This window comes from Marichromatium gracile (genome assembly GCF_004343155.1).
GTDB lineage: Bacteria > Pseudomonadota > Gammaproteobacteria > Chromatiales > Chromatiaceae > Marichromatium > Marichromatium gracile.
In genome coordinates this window covers 1-15795 of sequence record NZ_SMDC01000005.1, presented here as the reverse complement: position 1 = coordinate 15795, position 15795 = coordinate 1, and the positions used below count along the sequence as shown (strand labels likewise).

Here is a 15795-nt window from a genome sequence, read left to right as displayed (position 1 = left end):
GCAGACGATGACGCGCGCGCTCGATCCGCACGAGGCGCTCGAGCTGGCGACCCGGATCAAGGGCTGGGGGATGGCGCTCGGCTTTCAGCAGGTCGGCATCACCGATACCGGACTGCAGCGCGCCGAGCAGCGTCTGCTCGACTGGCTCGACGCCGGCCATCACGGCAAGATGGACTACATGGCCCGCCATGGTCGCCGGCGCGCCCGTCCCGCCGAGCTGGTGCCGGGGACACTGCGCATCGTCTCGGTGCGCATGGACTACCATCCCGAACCACACGAGGACCCGGCGACGCTCAGCGACCCGGCACGCGCCTTCGTCTCGCGCTATGCACTCGGGCGCGACTATCACAAGCTGATCCGTCGTCGCCTGCAGCGCCTCGCCGACCAGATCACCGAGACGATCGGCCCCTTCGGCTATCGCGCCTTCGTCGACTCGGCGCCGGTGATGGAGAAGCCGCTCGCCGAGCAGGCCGGACTGGGCTGGATCGGCAAGCACACCAACCTGATCAACCCGCGCGCCGGCTCCTGGTTCTTTCTCGGCGAACTGTTCACCGACCTGCCGCTCCCGCTCGATACACCGCTGCGCTCACACTGCGGTCACTGCTCGGCCTGTCTCGAGGTCTGTCCCACCGCAGCGATCATCGCGCCCTATCGGCTCGACGCCCGGCGCTGCATCTCCTACCTCACCATCGAGCACCCAGGTCCGATCCCGCTGGCGCTGCGCCCCGCACTCGGCAACCGCATCTACGGCTGTGACGACTGCCAGCAGGTCTGCCCCTGGAATCGTTTCGCCCGCGCCACCGCCGAGACCGACTTCCTGCCTCGCCAGGGACTCGATCGCGCCACCCTGATCACCCTGATCGGCTGGGACGAGCCGACCTTTCTCGAACGGACCTCGGGGTCTGCGATCAGACGCATCGGTCATGGTCGCTGGCTGCGCAACCTCGCCGTTGCACTCGGCAATGCCGATCCGTCGCCGGCGGCGCTCACTGCACTCATACGCTGGCGGGACCATCCAGACCCCATGGTTCGCGAGCATATCGACTGGGCGCTGGCGCGCCAGCGCGAGCACGGCGCGCGTGACGGATGGTGACGCTCAGGTCGGGGCGCGCAGCAGCGACCACACCTCGCTGTTGCGCTCGGGCCGGAGGTCGCGGTCGGCCGCCGGCACCTCGGGCGAACCGAGCGCGATCCCCAGCCGGGTGGCGAGCAGGCGCTGTCGACGCTCCATCTCCAGGCTGTGGTTGGGGTTGGCCAGCAGCAGCTTGAACAGCTGCAGATCGTTGTGGAAGTAGGACGAGTCGGCCTTGGTGCACTCCAGCGTCTCGATCAACGCGGCCTGCAGCCAGAGTCCCAGATCGCCCTTCACCGGACGCTGGTCGAAGCTCGGCATCGGTGCGACCAGCGGGCGGTTGACATGGATCTGCAGGTCGTCCGGGATCGGCTCGGTGAGCCAGGTCATGCCCTGCAGCAGACCTGCGACCTCACCGCCGGCACGCTGACGCTCACCGAGATCGAAGAGGATACGGATCAGTACCATGCGGGTGGCGAGATGACCATCCCCCTCGGCCCTGAGCTGGACGAAACGCGCCATCGCCTCGGTCAGCGCCTGATAGCGCTCGGCCACCGGCCGAGCCGAGTCGTGGCTGTCGAGATAGCGCTCGAGCGCCTCCTCGAAGCGCGACCAGAAGGGATCGCGACCGTGGTCGGCGATCTGCCAGTCGATCAGAAAGGGCTGGGCATAGGGATAGGCGCCCAGCCGGATATACCATGCGCTCTCGGTCATCGCGATCTCCAGTTGAGCCGGTTCACACCATCAGGCCGCGCGCCCGCAGCCGCTCGGCTCGCGCCGGCGCACAGGCAAAGAGGTTACGACGGCGCGCATCGAGCGTCTCCGCCGTACCACAGGGGGCCAGGGCGCTCAGTGCATCGACCTGGCGATACAGCGCGTAACCGAGCGTCTCGACCGCCTGGCGCAACGCACCCAGGTCGCAATCCGGAGCGACCCGGAACATCAGCAGCGGGTCGTGTGCGGCAAAAAACCGCTCCCCCGCCCGCAACACACCGGGCAGATGCTCGGCGGCGAGATCAAGACGCACCAGCGACGGACTCGCGCCTGCGGGCCAGGCCGCATCGGCCAAGAGCTCGTCCAGGGTCAGTGCCCCGACCGTACGCGTCTCGAAGGAATCGCCGAGGTCGTGCGGGCGCGCCGCCCGACGCACCCGGATACCGACCTCGCCGGCCCCGTCTCCGATCGCCCGTTGCTGAAGCACGACACGTGTCTCCAGCGCATTCTCGGCAAGGCTGCGCGCCAGCAGCGCCGCGGCTTCGGTAACCGGCTCGAGCGCCAGCACCCGACCGTTGCCCTGCCCCATGGCATGGGCCATGGCGAGGGTATAGACACCGAGACCCGCGCCCAGATCGAGCACCAGATCGTCGGGCTCCACCAGACGACGCACCAGCGCCAGCTCGGGTTCCGGCCAGTCCTCGCGCTCGAGCAGCAGATAGGTGGGCAACGCGTCGATATCATTGGGGACATGGATGCGCACACTGTCATCCATGGTCAGCAACAGTGAGTCATTGCCAGCCGATGACGCCGGCATGGTCGGCTCCGAAGGCAGCGGCGCCGCAGTCGAGGCCGGGGGCGCCGCCATCGCCTCGGCGATGCGCTGGGCGAGCGCATCCGCCTCGGGGGAGTCGAGCCCGATTCCGCGCGCGCGCTCCATCACCTCGGCGGCCTCGGCGGCACGCCCGGCGAGCAGCAGACCCTCAACCAGGGTCAACCAGTAACCACCGATCTCCGGGGCCTGATCGAGTGCATGACGCACATGGTCGAGCCCGGCATCGAGATCGCCGCGCTCGATCTCGATGATGCCGAGGTTGTGATTGGCCTCGGCATGATCCACATCGAGCGCCAGCACTGCACGATACAGCCACTCGGCGGCCTCGGCCCGTCCACCGCGCTGATGTTCGATGGCCTGCTCGAGCAGTCGTTGGGAGTCTGTCACGATCGTTGCTCCGAGATTGACGTTGGCGGATCGGGTGCGGGCGAAGACCCGGCGCCCCCGTGATTGAATGAGCATCCTAGCACCGATCGGCGAACCGCCTAAAGTGCCACTGATGCTTGCCCGGGACGTCCCCGGGTGGCACAGTCCGAACAGGGATCGAGCACCCCGAGAGCAAGCGACGAGAGGCCTCGACCATGACCATGCACACCGATCTGATCACCGAACTCGAGCAGGCCACCGAACAGCTGGTGGGGGCGGCGACGGGCGCCGACTGGACGCTGGTCGAGACGCTGCAGAAGCGACGTCGGGCACTGATCCAGCGACTCGGCACGGACCTCAAACCCGAGACATGGAGCGCAAGCGAGCGCCAGCGCCTGCAGCACATTCTCGAACAAGAGGGCCACGCCGAGACGCGTGCCATCAACGAACGGACGAAGGTGCTGCGCAAGCTGCAGCGACTGCGTGCGGCCGAGGACGGCGAGCGCCAGACCAAACCGCAGGACAACCCGGGGTCGGCGCATACCGCGCAGCGGATGCGCAAGGCCTATGGCAATCCCGGACAGGATCAAGGCGGATCCAAGACCTCCTAGAGGAAGTCGAACAGCGACAGCCGATTGACCTGCACATAGGTCTGCTGCGCGGCCTGAAGGACCACTTCTTGCAGTCTGAAGCGGCTGATCGCCTCGGCATAGTCGACGTCCTGGATGTCGGAGAGGGTGCTCTCGAGATTGAGTTCGCGCTCGGCATTGAGTTCGGTCTGGGTGTCGAGCGTCTGTAGCCGGGAGCCGACCGTGCTCCTGACATCGCTGAGCCGATCGAGACCCGAGTCGATATTGCCGAGTGCGATCTCGACCGACTCGGAGAGCCGGGCGCGGACCTCGGGATCGCTCACCGGGGTCTCCAGCGCGGTGGCGATCTCGTCGAGGGTGGCGAAGATGTCACGGTGCTCGGCCGGGCGCGAGACCACGGTATCGCCATCGGCCGGCGCGCCGGTCAGGGTCACGCTGCGCCCGGCGAACTCGATCGCATCGCCGCTGTTGTAGGCAACGCCCTGGATCGGCGTGCCGCTCTTGTCGAGCACGACATTACCGAGGTCGTCGACCACGGAATATTCCATGGTCCCGGCATTCTCGGCGAAGCGGATCTCGAAGCGCTCACCGGCGGTGGCATCGAAGTCCTCACGATCCCTGATCCGCGTCTCCTCGACCACCAGCGAGCCGGTATTGCCAAGCGGCTGCTGCGCCTCGAGTACCAGGCCGCTGCGCTCGGGCAGATCCATGAAGAGGACGTCGCCACTGTCACCGACGGTGATGGTGCTGGTCGACGAGAGTTCGACCTCGCGTACCGCGCCAGCCCCCTGGGCGCCGACATAACCGACCGAGCCGTCGGCCTCCTTGTTGAAGGGCTGGACGAACGAGCGGGTCCCGGCGAACAGGTATTCGTCGTTGGCGTCTCTGGTGTTGGCGATGTCGATGAGATCATCGCGCAGCTGATGGATCTCGCTGGCGAGATAGCTACGGGTCTGGTCGTTCTGGGTATCGTTGTTGCCGGCGAGCACCAGCTCGCGGGCGCGTTGCAGCAGGTTCTCCATGGCGATGATGCTCGCCTCCTCCTGCTCAAGACGCGGCTGGGCATAGTCGGCGTTACGCTGATATTGCTCGTTGGCGCGGATCGCGGCATTGAGCTGACCGGCCTGGGTCGCCCCCGCGGGGTCGTCGGCAGGGGTGAGGATGCGCCGACCGGTGGACAGCTGCAGTTGGGTGTGGCTGAGCTCGGACTGCGCCCGCTGCATCGCCGTGACGCCGCTCTGGAAGGCCTGTTGGGTGGAGATACGCATGCTGGGCTCGCCTCCGCGGGGCTTAACGCCTGACCGCGTTGATCAGGGTGTCGAACAGGGTGCTGGTCGTGGCGATCACCTGCGCCGAGGCCTGATAGGCCTGCTGGTAGCGCAACAGATTGGCCGCTTCCTCGTCGAGGTTCACCCCAGAGATCGACTCACGCTGGGCCTGGGCCGATTCGAGCTGGGTGGCACTGGCATCACGCACGATCTGTGCCTGACGGGTCTGGGTGCCGACCTCGGAGATCAGGCTGTTGTAGCCGTTCTGGATGCTCTCGTCGCCCTCGAGGATGCGCGCGTCCTGGAGCCGGGTCAGCTCGAGCATGTTGCGGTTGTCGCCCTCGCGCTGGACATTGCCGGAGATCTCGAAGACCTCGCCGTCATTGGGCGCGCGCTCGAGCGTGACCTCCCAACCATTGGCGGCGATGGTCACCCGGCCATCGGCGCTCCCGCTCACCGCCGAGGTCGGCAGCGGCACGCCATCGAGACTGTACTGGAAGGTGGCGGCGTCGTAGCTCAGCTCGACGGTGTCGGCAAAACGCGGGTGCTCGCTGTCGGTCACCCGCACCTCGGCGGCGCTGACACCATTGGCCGGATCGGGATAGACGGCGATCTCGGCAAGCCCGCCGATGTCAAACTGGTCACCCGCGGCGGGCTGCGAGTCGAGGGTCAGCGCCCAGCCATTGGCGGTGATCGTGGTGGTGTTGCCGTCCGGCGCCACCTCAACCGCGGAATTCGGCAGCACGGTGCCGTCGAGGACGTAGTTGGTACCGTTGAAGGCCAGGGTCGAGGCGGTCGAGAAATCGGCCTCGGGATCGGTGACACGGCTCTCGAGCACCGCCGCCGTGCCGGTGTTACCGGCGTCCGGCGTCACCGCCAAGGTGCCGCCGCCACCGACGGTGAAGCGATCACCGGCGATCCAGGCGTTCTGCAGCTCGAGCTGCCAGCCGTTGGCGGTGATCTGGATGTTGCCCGAGGGCAGCGTGGTGAGGTCCGGTGGTGTCAGGGCAACGCCGTCGAGGGTGTAGTCGGTGCCGTCGAACTCGATCACCACCTCGTCGAGCAGATCGGGGTCGGTGGTGTCGATGACACTGCGGCTGACGACATCCGGGCGCAGGTTATCCTGGCCGAGGACAATATCCACCCCGCCGTTGCCGGCGACGGAGAACTCGTCACCGACCTCGGGCGTGCCATCGAGGGTCAGCGCCCAGCCATTGGCGCTGATGGTGGTGAAGCCCTGCTCGTCGACGTTGACCGCGCTCGGCGGCAGCTCGACACCATCGAGGGTATAACCATAGCCGTTGTAGCCGACCACGGCGCTGTTGAGCAGCCGTGGGTCGTCGCCGTCGACGGCGACGACCGAGGCAATCTGCACCGCGCTGGCATTGAGATCGCCGGCATCGGCGACCATGGCGCCGGCGGCGGCGATCTTCTCCGGATCGCTGATCAGCACCTCCAGCGAATCGGCCGCGCCCCGCGTCGGCTGGATCAGCCACTGATCGCGCGAGGCGGCGCCGGAGAGATCCCCGGTATCGATACGTAATCCACCACCGGTGAGGACATCCGGGTCGTCGGGATCGGGCGTCAGCGGCACATCGGTGCCATCGGGGAGGGTCTCGAGACGGTAGGCGCTGCCGGTGAAGCGCAGCCGGTAGTCGTTCTGCGTCAGCTCGCCGACGTCCTCGAGGGTGACCTCGAGCTGGCCACTGGCGGCATTGCCGGGCGTCGGATAGACATCGGGCTCGGGGATGGCAAAGAGTTCGCCGCCAAGGTTGCCGTCACGGTCGACACCGAGGGTGTGCTGCTGGTTGAAGGCGGCGCCCAGGTTGAGGGCGATGAACCCCAGGGTATTCTGCGCCTCGTCGAGGATCCCGGTACGCGTCTCGAGCATGGCGCCGAGCTCTCCGCCGGTCACAAAGCGCGAGATGTCGACCGGCTGATCGCCCCCGGAGGTCTTGAGTCCGACATCGATGTTGCCGTCACCGGAGAAGGAGCGCGCGACCAGCTCGGCCGCGTTCCCGCCGGTGACCAGCGCCTGACCGTTGCCGACGAAGACGTTGACCGAGCCGTCGTCCTGCACCGTGGTGTTGAGATCGATCTTCTCGGCGAGCTGGTTGAGCAGCAGATCGCGCTGGTCGAGCAGGTCGTTGGGCTGGCTGCCGCGCGAATCGCCGGTGACGACCTGGGTGTTGAGCTCGGCGATCGCCGCGGTGAGCTGGTTGATCTCGTCGACGCTCGAACGGATCTCGCCGTTGAGCAGGCCGCGCTGCTCCTCGATCTCGCCGTTGACGCGGGAGAAGCGCGCGGAGAGCGACTCTGCCTCGCCGATCAATGCGGTGCGCGCGGCGATCGCGGTCGGGTCGTCGGCGACATCCTGGACGGCGGCGAAATAGTTCTCCAGCACCGGCGCCATGCCGGTGGTGGCATCGGCGAGCAGGCTGTCGACCCGCTCGGCATACTCGGCGCGCACCGAGCCATAGCCGTTGTCCGAGAGACTGGTGCGCAGCCGGGCGTCGACCAGATCGTCCTGGATGCGACGGATACCGTCGGCGGTGACGCCCTGACCGACGTAATACCCACCGGTGAACTGCGGCGTACGCGTACTGAAGTCGACGCGCTGGCGGGTATAGCCCTCGGTGGCGGCATTGGCGATGTTGTGCCCGGTGGTGGAGAGCGCGCGCTGGAAGGCCAGCAGCCCCGATACCCCCGTCCCCAGAATACTCATACCCGTCTCCCGTGGATCTGCCGGTTGATGGATGCCTGGCCGCCGTCAACCACGATCGACCACTCCACTGGACCCTGTTGCTGAACACCCCGCATCATCTACCCTCGCACTCGAGTCTTATCGGCCGGCGCCGTGGAAACTTGAGGCGCGGCAGGCGCTTCCGTGGCCTGTTCGGCGCTCATCCGTCGCAGCTTGGCATGGATGCCGAGGATCTTCTCAGCATAGCGCGGATCGGTGGCATAGCCGGCGCGCTGCAACCCACGCACGAAATCGCGCGGCGAGTCGGCATGGGCCAGCGCATCACCATAACGAGGATTGCGCTGGAGGAAATCGACATAGTCCTCGAATGAACCGGCGGGACTCGGGTAGGCACGAAAGCGCGCCTGCTCGCGCCGGGCCACGCCGTCACGATACTCGAGCGTGCCGACCGAGACGCGCTCGCCCTGCCAGGCGCGATTGGCCTTGATGCCGAAGAGGTTGAAGCTGCTGCTGCCATCGGCATGACGCGGCACGTGCTTCCCCCAGCCGGTCTCCAGCGCCGACTGTGCGAGCAGCACATGTGGATCGACACCCAGTCGCGCGGCAGCCTGCTCGGCGTGCGGGGCGAGATAGTCGAGGAACTCCTGCGGGTTGCGCGGCGGCCAGCGCCCCTCCCCGGCGCGGGCGATGCCCGTCGAGGTCGCACCCGACGCGGCCTCCTCGCTCCGGGCGGTCGGTGCCGCGTCCGTCGAGCTCTCCGCCGGATGCAGCCGCCGCAACCAGGGGGTGCGTTCGGGGACGGCGAGGGTGCGCTCGGCGCCGCTCTCGGCGCTCACCGCCGGCCCGGACGGCGAGAGCTGGCGCAGCAGCGCCTGACGGATGCCCAACCCCCGCCCATCGCTCAGGTTCGCCGCGATCTGCTGATCGTGCATCTCCTGGTACATGCGGCTGTGCTGCGAGTCGAGGATGCCCTCGCCGAGCGAGGCGGTGCGCATCTGCTTGAGCATCTGCCCGACCAGCAACGACTCGAAGGCGCGCGCGGCGGTATCGAGCGCGGCGGCATCGTTACGCCGCACCACGGCACCGAGCGACTTCAGGCTCGCCGGATCGGCGGCCAGACGGTTGCCGAGTCCCGCCCGGGCGGTGAGTGCGGAGGTGGAGTCGAGCGGCAGCATGACTAGATCACCACCAGCTCGGCGCGCAGCGCGCCGGCCTCGCGCAGCGCCTCGAGGATCGACACCAGATCGCCGGGCGCGGCGCCGACGTTGTTGACCGCGCGCACGATCTCGTCGAGCGAGGTCCCCGGGGCGAACAGGAACATGCGGTTGTTCTCCTCGGTCACGTCGATGCCGGTATCGGGCACCACCGCGGTCTGACCGCCGCCGAGCGGCTGCGGCTGCGAGACCAGGGCGTCCTCGCTGATGGTCACGGTGAGGCTGCCGTGCGAGACGGCGGCCGGATAGACCTGTACCCCGGAGCCGATGACCACGGTGCCGGTACGTGAGTTGATCACCACCCGGGCGGCCGGCTCCCCGGTCTCCACCTCCAGGTTCTCCAGGGTGGCGACGAAGTCGACCCGGCGACCCGGGTCGATCGGGGCATGGATCTGTACCGAAGAGGCGTCCATCGGCTGGGCGACGTCGTTGCCGAAGGTGCGATTGACCGCCTCGGCGAGGCGGCTGGCGGTGGTGAAGTCGGGACGGTGCAGGTTCATCACCATCAGCCCGCCCTGGGCGAAGGCGCTCGGCACCTCGCGCTCGACCGTCGCCCCCCGGGGGATACGTCCGACGCTCGGGACATTGACGGTGACCCGGCTGCCGTCGGCGCCCTCGACGCCGAAACCGCCGACGATCAGGTTGCCCTGAGCGATGGCATAGATCTCGCCATCGGCGCCCTTGAGCGGGGTCATCAGCAAGGTGCCACCACGCAGGCTCTTGGCATTACCCATCGACGAGACGGTGATGTCGATGCGCTGCCCCGGCTTGGCGAAGGGTTGAAGATCGGCGGTCACCATCACCGCGGCGACGTTCTTGAGCTGGGGATTGACGTCGGCCGGCACGGTGATGCCGAGCTGGCCGAGCATGTTCTTCATGGTCTGGATGGTGAAGGGGGTCTGGGTGGTCTGGTCGCCGGTGCCGTCGAGCCCGACCACCAGGCCATAGCCGAGCAGCTGGTTGTCGCGCACCCCGGAGATGGTGGCGAGATCCTTGACCCGCGCCACCCGGGCATCATCCGGTGCATAGGTGTTGCCCGCCAGTGCAAACGGCGCGAACACACCGAGCAGCAGCGAAAACACAAGGGCGAGACTGCGATCGTTCATGTCGAACCTCTTGCCCGCGCCATCAGAAGGGGAACAGCGGGCTGTTGGCGATCCGGGTGAGCCATCCCGGGCCATTGCTGTCGGCCAGCGCGCCGGTGCCGCCGTAGTAGATCTGGGCATTGGCGACCTGGGTCGACTGCACCGTATTGGTGGCGCTGATATCGACCGGGCGCACGATGCCGCGCAGCCGGACGTACTCCTGACCCTGGTTGATCCCCAGCCACTTCTCGCCCTGCACCACCAGATTGCCGTTGGGCAGCACCTGGGCCACGGTCACGGTGATGCTGCCGGTGAGCTGGTTGCTCTGCTTGGAGTCGCCGGCACCGTCGAAGGTGCGTCCGGCGTTCGACTCGGCGGCGAACAGCGAGGCACCGCCGGCGGTCACCGGACGACCGGCGATGCTGACGCTGCCGAGATCCATCGAGTAACCGGAATCCTTGGAGGTCGAGGTCTCGGCGGTCTTCTGGGCATTGGTGCTCTCGGCGAGCTCGACGGTGAGGATATCGCCGACCCGCCGCGCCTTGTAGTCCTCGAACAGGGTCTTGGCACGCCCCTGCTGGAAGATCGAGCCGGTGTTGAATGCGCTGGCAGCGGCCGTGGTCGGGGCCACCGTCTGGTACTCGGGCGAGTCGCCGGGGCGCGGCGGATCGAGGCTGGCACACCCGGAGAGTGCGGAGGAGATCAGTGCCAATGTCATCAGTGGGCGGGTGTTCATGCGGTGCCTCGTCCCGGCCCTCAGCGGGCCAGGTTGTTGTTGACGAACTGCAGCATCTGATCGGCGGCGGAGACGGCCTTGGAGTTGACCTCGTAGGCGCGCTGGGTCTCGATCATGTTGACCAGTTCCTCGGCGATGTTGACATTGCTGCTCTCGAGCGAACCCTGGATCACGGTGCCGATGCCGTTGAGCCCGGGATTGGACTGCTGCGCCGCACCCGAGGCCCCGGTCTCGAGAAACAGGTTCTCGCCCATCGGCTGCAGCCCGGCGGGGTTGATGAAGTCGGCCAACTGGACAATCCCCAGCTGGACCCCTTCGGGCTGGTTGGGCAACTGGGCGGTGACGGTGCCGTCCTTGCCGATGGTCAGCGACTGGGTGTCCTCGGGGACCACCAGCCCCGGCTGCAGCGGATAGCCGTTGGACATCACCACCTCGCCGTCGGCGTTGAGCTGGAAGGAGCCGTCGCGGGTATAGCCGATCTCGCCGCTGGGCAGCAGGATCTGGAAGAAGCCCCGCCCCTCGATGGCCATGTCGAGGGCGTTCTCGGTCTGGATCAGGTTGCCCTGGTTGAACAGCTTCTCGGTGGCCACGGTGCGCACGCCGGTCCCCAGGGTCAGACCCGAGGGCAGCTGTGCCTCCTGGGTGGCCTGGGCACCGGGCTGGCGCACGGTCTGGTAGAGCAGGTCCTCGAACACCGCCCGCCCCTTCTTGAAGCCGGTGGTGTTGACGTTGGCAAGATTGTTGGAGACGACCGACATACGCGTTTGCTGCGCGTCGAGTCCGGTCTTGGCGACCCAGAGGGCACGATTCATGGTGCGACTCCTGTACTGGCGCGAACGCGGTTAACTGATCCCCAGCAACTGATTGCTGGTCTGTTCGAGACTGTCTGCGGTATCCATCATCTTGACCTGCATCTCGAAGTGCCGGGAAAGCTCCATCAGCCGGGTGAGGGCCGCCACAGTATTGACGTTGCTGCCCTCGAGCATCCCGGTGACCACCTGGACACCGGCATCCGGCGGCACCGGTTGACCATCCTTTGCACGAATCAGGCCATCGTCGGTCCGCATCAGGTTGTCGGTATCGGGCTTGACCAGGCGGATGCGCTCGACCGCGGCCAGGGTGTTCGGGGCGGCGCCCTGCGGGCGCACGGTGATGGTGCCGTCGGTGCCGATCAGGATCGACTCGAAGGGTGGCACCGCGATCGGCCCGCCGTCACCGAGCACCGGCAACCCGCGCTCGGTACGCAGGATACCGACGCTGTCGACGTGCAGGTTGCCGGCGCGGGTATAGGCCTCGCCCCCGTCGGCGGCCTGCACGGCGATGAAGCCCTCGCCGCGGACGGCGACATCGAGATCGCGCCCGGTGCTCTGCAGCGGCCCCGGGGTGAAGTCGATGGCCTCGTTGCCGACCTGTACATAGTCGCGCGACGGATACACCGGCCCGCGTACCGGCGCGGTGTAGGCGTCTGCCAGCGCCTGGCGGAAGCCGTGGGTGTCGGCGTTGGCCAGGTTGTGGTTGTTGATGCTCTGGGCGTAGAGATTCTCCTTGGCCCCGGACATCGCGATGTACAGAAAACGATCCATGACTCAGCCCCGTGATCCGCGACTCAGCGGATGTTGATGATGGTCTGGGTGATGGCGTCGGCCGTGGAGATGGTCTGCGCGTTGGCCTGATAGTTGCGCTGCGCGATGATCAGGTTGACCAGCTCCTCGGCGAGATCGACGTTGGAGGCCTCGAGCCCGCCCGACTGCACCAGCCCCAGACTGCTGGTGCCGGCCTCGCCGTAGACCACGTCGCCGGCGGCATAGGACTCCGCCCAGTTGTTGTCACCGAGCTGCAGCAGGCCCTGCGGGTTGGTGAAGTTGGCCAGCGCCACCTGTCCCAGCGCCGCCGCCTGACCATTGGTGTAGCGGGCGAACACCACACCCGATTGGTCGACGTCGAAACCGACCAGACGCCCGGTGGTGAAGCCGTCCTGGTTGAGATCGTCGACCGAGTAGTCGGGGCCGAACTGGGTGATGTCGGAGAAGTCGATCGAGACCACCCCGGTGGCCTCGCCCGTGACCGGGTCGATCTCACCGAGCAGACCGCCATTGACCGGGTCGTAGTTGGCGAGATCGAAGGTGAAGTCGGTCGCCGTGGTCGGACTGGTCATCACGCCGTTGGAGTCGAAGGTGAGCTTCACCGGGCCTTGCGGCTGCGGCGGCGACAGGTTCGACCCGGAGAGATCGACATAGGCCTCCCACTCCAGGGTGTTCTCCGTCTTGACGAAGTACATGGTCGCGGTGCGCGGCGCGCCGAGCGAGTCATAGAGGGTCAGCGCGGTGGAGTACTGATAGGTCTCCGGATCGGTCTGGTCGAACTTCACCGGGGCCCCGGGCTCGAAGGCCACGCTGAACTCGTCGCCGACATCGGGTTGGGCAGACAGCGTCAGCTCCCAGCCGTTCTCGGAGATGACGTGCTGGCCACCGCTCACCGTGGCCAGCACCAGCTTGCCGTTGAGCAGATACTGCTCGTCACCAGCCGCGTTCGCCCCCTGATAGACCAGGGTCGCCGGATCGAGGATATCGGGGTCCGAGGAGTCGAGTACCGCCAGACCGCTCACGGTCACCGCGCTGGTGTTGGCGCTCCCCACGGTGGCCGTCGCCTCGGGCGCGGTCGAGAACTGATCGCCATCGGCGGGTGTGCCGTACAGCTCCATCGCCCAGCCATTGACGGTGATCGTGGTCTTGTCGCCACTGACCACGACATTCTCCGCCGCGACCGGGACCTGGGTACCGGTCCCGTCATCATAGGTGTACTCATCGTTGGTCGCGTCGTAGGTGAGGGTGAACGGGTTGAGATAGTTCGGGTTGCTCGAATCGACCACATAGACCCGCGACTCGGTCACCGCGCCGGTGTTGGCGGGATCGGCCGTCACATTGATCACCCCCGCCTCCTCGTCGACGATCTGCTCGGCCTCCGAGCTGAGGTTGATCGACATGTCGATCTCCGAGGTCGGACGCGGCGGATTGTCACCGAAGTCGAGCTGGAGGTCGCTCAACTGACCGGTGCTGAAACCGGGGTCGGGGCTGTTCTTCTCGACCGGCGGGAACACCTGCAGACGCTGGCCGGCGCTGTTGACGACGAAGCCGTCGCGGTTGACCTGGAAGGCCCCGGCGCGGGTGTAGAGCTGCTCGCCGTTGTCGTTGAGCACGAAGAATCCCTCACCGTTGATCGCGAGATCGAGCGCGTTGTCGGTGAAATCGATGTTGCCCTGGCTGAACTGCTGGGTCACCGCCTCCAGACGCACGCCCGAGCCGATGGCGGTCTTGGTGATGTCGCCGTAGGAGTTGGCGAAGACGTCGGCGAACTCGGCGCGCGACTCCTTGAAGCCGACGGTGCCGGCGTTGGCGATGTTGTTACCCGTGACCTCGAGGTCGGCCGAGGCGGCGTTCAGACCACTGAGTCCGATGCGAAAAGGCATGATGCGTCTCCTGAACTAGAGCTGATATCTGCGATGACGTCCCAGGGTCTACCGGCGCGCCGCATCCATGCGCGCGTCAACTGCCGATGCGGAACACACTGTTGAAGTCGACGTTGCCGAGCCCCTGCACCTGGAGCACCAGGCCACTGTCCTCCCCGCCCAGGGCGACGCTGCTGACCTCGCCACTGACCAGGGTGTAGAGCGCCTCGGTGCTCTCGCCGAGCAGCGCCCTGGACTTGAACTCGTAGGTGCCGCTGGGCGCCTCCGTTCCGTCGTTCGTCAAGCCGTCCCAGGTGAAGTCATGCAAGCCCGATGCCTGGGTACCGAGATCCATCGAGCGCACCACCTGTCCCGCATCGTTGTAGACGTCGACCGTAACGCCAGTCCCGGAGCTCGGCAGACTGATCGCTCCCGCCACCGTCTCCCCCGACTGGAACTCGAAGTCCTCGACCGGCACCAGTACATCGCGACCGACCAGGGACGCGCCCTGCAGGGTCTGCCATTGGCTGAACGACTGCGCCAACGACTCGAAGGCGACGGTCAGCTCCTCGATGCCGGTGACGGTGGAGAACTGCGCCAGCTCGCCGATGAACTCGCCGTTCTCCATCGGGTTGAGCGGGTCCTGGTTGGACAGCTGGGTGGTCATCAGCTTGAGGAAGTCCTCCTGGCCGAGCGAGTTGTCGATCGGTTCCTTCTTGGTGCCCTCGTAACTGCTGAGCCCCAGCCCAGTGAGCACGTCGGTATTGATTTCACTCATGGCGAGGCTCCTAGCTCTGACCGATGCGCAGGGTGCGCTGCAACAGCTGGCGCGAGGTGTTCATCACCTCGACGTTGGCCTCGTAGCTGCGCGAGGCCGACATCATGTTGGCCATCTCCTCGACGACGCTGATCGCCGGGCGGAACACATAGCCCTCCTCATTGGCCTGCGGGTGGTTGGGCTCGAAGGTCGGGATCGGCTCGGCGGTAGAGTCGACGATATCGGCCACCCGCACCGGGCGGGCCGCGCCCGTGGGGTCGCTGCGATCGAGCAGGGTCTGGAACAGCACCTGCTTCGACTTGTAGGTCTCCTCCGGCGAGCTCGCCGCGGTATTGGCGTTGGCCAGGTTTGAAGCGACGGTATTCAGTCGCACCGACTGCGCGGTCAGCGCCGAGGCCGAGGTATTGAAGACACTGAATAGGGTGCTCATGCCTTACTCCTTGCGTAGTGCGGAGCGGATGCCGGAAACCCGACGATTGAGGAACTCGAGGCTGCTCTGGAACTGCATGGCGTTCTCGGCGAAGGCGGCGCGCTCGAACTGCGGGTCGACGGTGTTGCCATCGAGCGACGGCTGCGACGGGATGCGATAGAGCGGCGCCATCGCCGAGTCCAGATCCGCGCGCGGCAGCGGCAGATGGCCCTGCCGGGTCTGCTCCAGTGGCAACAGATCGTCACGCTCGACCTGGGTGGCGAGCGCAGACCTGAAATCGATGTCCTGTGCCTTGTAGTTCGGGGTGTCCGCGTTGGCGAGGTTCGAGGCCAGCAGCTCCAGACGCTGTGCCCGCACCCGTACCGCCGCGGGCTGGATCCCCAGTGCCTTGTCGAGTGAAAGACTCATGTGGAACACGCCTGTGGCATTGACTTGCCAAAGACAAAGCAAACATCAGGCCAACCTGGAGGCTGGAGGCTGGAGGCTGGAGGCTGGAGGCTGGAGGCTGGAGGCTGGAGGCTGGAGGCTGGAGGCTGGAGGCTGGAGGCTGGAGGCTGG

At 66.7% G+C, this 15795-nt stretch carries 14 protein-coding genes and 2 pseudogenes; 2 read left to right on the top strand and 14 right to left on the bottom strand.

Going from position 1 to position 15795, the window contains the following annotated elements; translation table 11 throughout:
- The first annotated feature begins 7 nt into the window (after positions 1–7).
- On the top strand, positions 8–1093 hold the full coding sequence (queG, locus tag EDC29_RS08920) for a tRNA epoxyqueuosine(34) reductase QueG (RefSeq protein ID WP_123140770.1): 1086 nt from the start codon (positions 8–10) through the stop codon (positions 1091–1093).
- 3 nt (positions 1094–1096) lie between these two features.
- On the opposite strand, the gene EDC29_RS08915 is transcribed toward queG, so the two are convergent.
- Positions 1097–1786 (bottom strand): hypothetical protein, encoded by a 690-nt coding sequence (locus EDC29_RS08915; RefSeq protein WP_123140771.1) that lies wholly within the window; start codon positions 1784–1786, stop codon positions 1097–1099.
- Positions 1787–1808: 22 nt separating this feature from the next.
- On the bottom strand, positions 1809–3008 hold the full coding sequence (locus tag EDC29_RS08910) for an FkbM family methyltransferase (RefSeq protein ID WP_165913473.1): 1200 nt from the start codon (positions 3006–3008) through the stop codon (positions 1809–1811).
- A gap of 194 nt (positions 3009–3202) precedes the next feature.
- Between EDC29_RS08910 and EDC29_RS08905 the strand changes: the two genes are divergently transcribed.
- Entirely contained in the window at positions 3203–3598 is a 396-nt protein-coding gene (locus EDC29_RS08905) for a flagellar protein FliT (RefSeq protein WP_132229507.1), read from the top strand.
- Here the strand turns inward: EDC29_RS08905 and flgL are convergent.
- The 12 genes and pseudogenes from flgL to flgB form a co-directional block, all read right to left on the bottom strand.
- Positions 3595–4845 carry a flagellar hook-associated protein FlgL gene (flgL, locus tag EDC29_RS08900; protein WP_123140774.1) on the bottom strand — a complete coding sequence of 417 codons (1251 nt, stop codon included), beginning with the start codon at positions 4843–4845 and terminating at the stop codon, positions 3595–3597. The genes EDC29_RS08905 and flgL overlap by 4 nt on opposite strands.
- A 22-nt stretch (positions 4846–4867) precedes the next feature.
- Positions 4868–7570 (bottom strand): flagellar hook-associated protein FlgK, encoded by a 2703-nt coding sequence (gene flgK / locus EDC29_RS08895; RefSeq protein ID WP_132229505.1) that lies wholly within the window; start codon positions 7568–7570, stop codon positions 4868–4870.
- A gap of 98 nt (positions 7571–7668) precedes the next feature.
- Positions 7669–8724, bottom strand: a complete 1056-nt coding sequence (gene flgJ, locus EDC29_RS08890; RefSeq protein WP_123140775.1) for a flagellar assembly peptidoglycan hydrolase FlgJ — start codon at positions 8722–8724, stop codon at positions 7669–7671.
- Positions 8725–8726: 2 nt separating this feature from the next.
- Positions 8727–9869 carry a flagellar basal body P-ring protein FlgI gene (locus EDC29_RS08885; protein ID WP_123140776.1) on the bottom strand — a complete coding sequence of 381 codons (1143 nt, stop codon included), beginning with the start codon at positions 9867–9869 and terminating at the stop codon, positions 8727–8729.
- A gap of 22 nt (positions 9870–9891) precedes the next feature.
- Complete coding sequence (flgH, locus tag EDC29_RS08880; protein ID WP_123141875.1) at positions 9892–10584, bottom strand: flagellar basal body L-ring protein FlgH; 693 nt, start codon at positions 10582–10584, stop codon at positions 9892–9894.
- A 20-nt stretch (positions 10585–10604) separates the two neighbouring features.
- Complete coding sequence (gene flgG / locus EDC29_RS08875; RefSeq protein ID WP_123140778.1) at positions 10605–11396, bottom strand: flagellar basal-body rod protein FlgG; 792 nt, start codon at positions 11394–11396, stop codon at positions 10605–10607.
- Between the two features lie 30 nt (positions 11397–11426).
- Positions 11427–12167: a flagellar basal body rod protein FlgF gene (locus EDC29_RS08870; RefSeq protein ID WP_123140779.1), complete on the bottom strand. Its 741-nt coding sequence runs from the start codon at positions 12165–12167 to the stop codon at positions 11427–11429.
- 23 nt (positions 12168–12190) lie between these two features.
- A pseudogene (locus tag EDC29_RS17385) lies at positions 12191–12955 on the bottom strand (flagellar hook protein FlgE); the annotation flags it as partial.
- A gap of 579 nt (positions 12956–13534) precedes the next feature.
- Positions 13535–14050 (bottom strand): annotated as a pseudogene (locus EDC29_RS17380) (flagellar hook-basal body complex protein); the annotation flags it as partial.
- A 76-nt stretch (positions 14051–14126) separates the two neighbouring features.
- A complete protein-coding gene (locus tag EDC29_RS08860) occupies positions 14127–14807 on the bottom strand; it encodes a flagellar hook assembly protein FlgD (protein WP_123140781.1) in 681 nt (226 codons plus the stop codon).
- 10 nt (positions 14808–14817) lie between these two features.
- Positions 14818–15237, bottom strand: a complete 420-nt coding sequence (flgC, locus tag EDC29_RS08855) for a flagellar basal body rod protein FlgC (RefSeq protein WP_123140782.1) — start codon at positions 15235–15237, stop codon at positions 14818–14820.
- A gap of 3 nt (positions 15238–15240) precedes the next feature.
- Complete coding sequence (gene flgB, locus EDC29_RS08850; RefSeq protein ID WP_123140783.1) at positions 15241–15645, bottom strand: flagellar basal body rod protein FlgB; 405 nt, start codon at positions 15643–15645, stop codon at positions 15241–15243.
- Between the last annotated feature and the right edge of the window lie 150 nt (positions 15646–15795).

Bases quoted from the DNA above. Each gene is read 5' to 3' on its own strand.
- flgJ (WP_123140775.1), bottom strand. From the start codon at position 8,724: ATGCTGCCGCTCGACTCCACCTCCGCACTCACCGCCCGGGCGGGACTC.
- EDC29_RS08870 (WP_123140779.1), bottom strand. From the start codon at position 12,167: ATGGATCGTTTTCTGTACATCGCGATGTCCGGGGCCAAGGAGAATCTC.
- EDC29_RS08905 (WP_132229507.1), top strand. From the start codon at position 3,203: ATGACCATGCACACCGATCTGATCACCGAACTCGAGCAGGCCACCGAA.
- flgC (WP_123140782.1), bottom strand. From the start codon at position 15,237: ATGAGCACCCTATTCAGTGTCTTCAATACCTCGGCCTCGGCGCTGACC.
- flgB (WP_123140783.1), bottom strand. From the start codon at position 15,645: ATGAGTCTTTCACTCGACAAGGCACTGGGGATCCAGCCCGCGGCGGTA.
- EDC29_RS08915 (WP_123140771.1), bottom strand. From the start codon at position 1,786: ATGACCGAGAGCGCATGGTATATCCGGCTGGGCGCCTATCCCTATGCC.
- flgK (WP_132229505.1), bottom strand. From the start codon at position 7,570: ATGAGTATTCTGGGGACGGGGGTATCGGGGCTGCTGGCCTTCCAGCGC.
- EDC29_RS08860 (WP_123140781.1), bottom strand. From the start codon at position 14,807: ATGAGTGAAATCAATACCGACGTGCTCACTGGGCTGGGGCTCAGCAGT.
- flgH (WP_123141875.1), bottom strand. From the start codon at position 10,584: ATGAACACCCGCCCACTGATGACATTGGCACTGATCTCCTCCGCACTC.
- flgL (WP_123140774.1), bottom strand. From the start codon at position 4,845: ATGCGTATCTCCACCCAACAGGCCTTCCAGAGCGGCGTCACGGCGATG.
- queG (WP_123140770.1), top strand. From the start codon at position 8: ATGACGCGCGCGCTCGATCCGCACGAGGCGCTCGAGCTGGCGACCCGG.
- flgG (WP_123140778.1), bottom strand. From the start codon at position 11,396: ATGAATCGTGCCCTCTGGGTCGCCAAGACCGGACTCGACGCGCAGCAA.
- EDC29_RS08885 (WP_123140776.1), bottom strand. From the start codon at position 9,869: ATGAACGATCGCAGTCTCGCCCTTGTGTTTTCGCTGCTGCTCGGTGTG.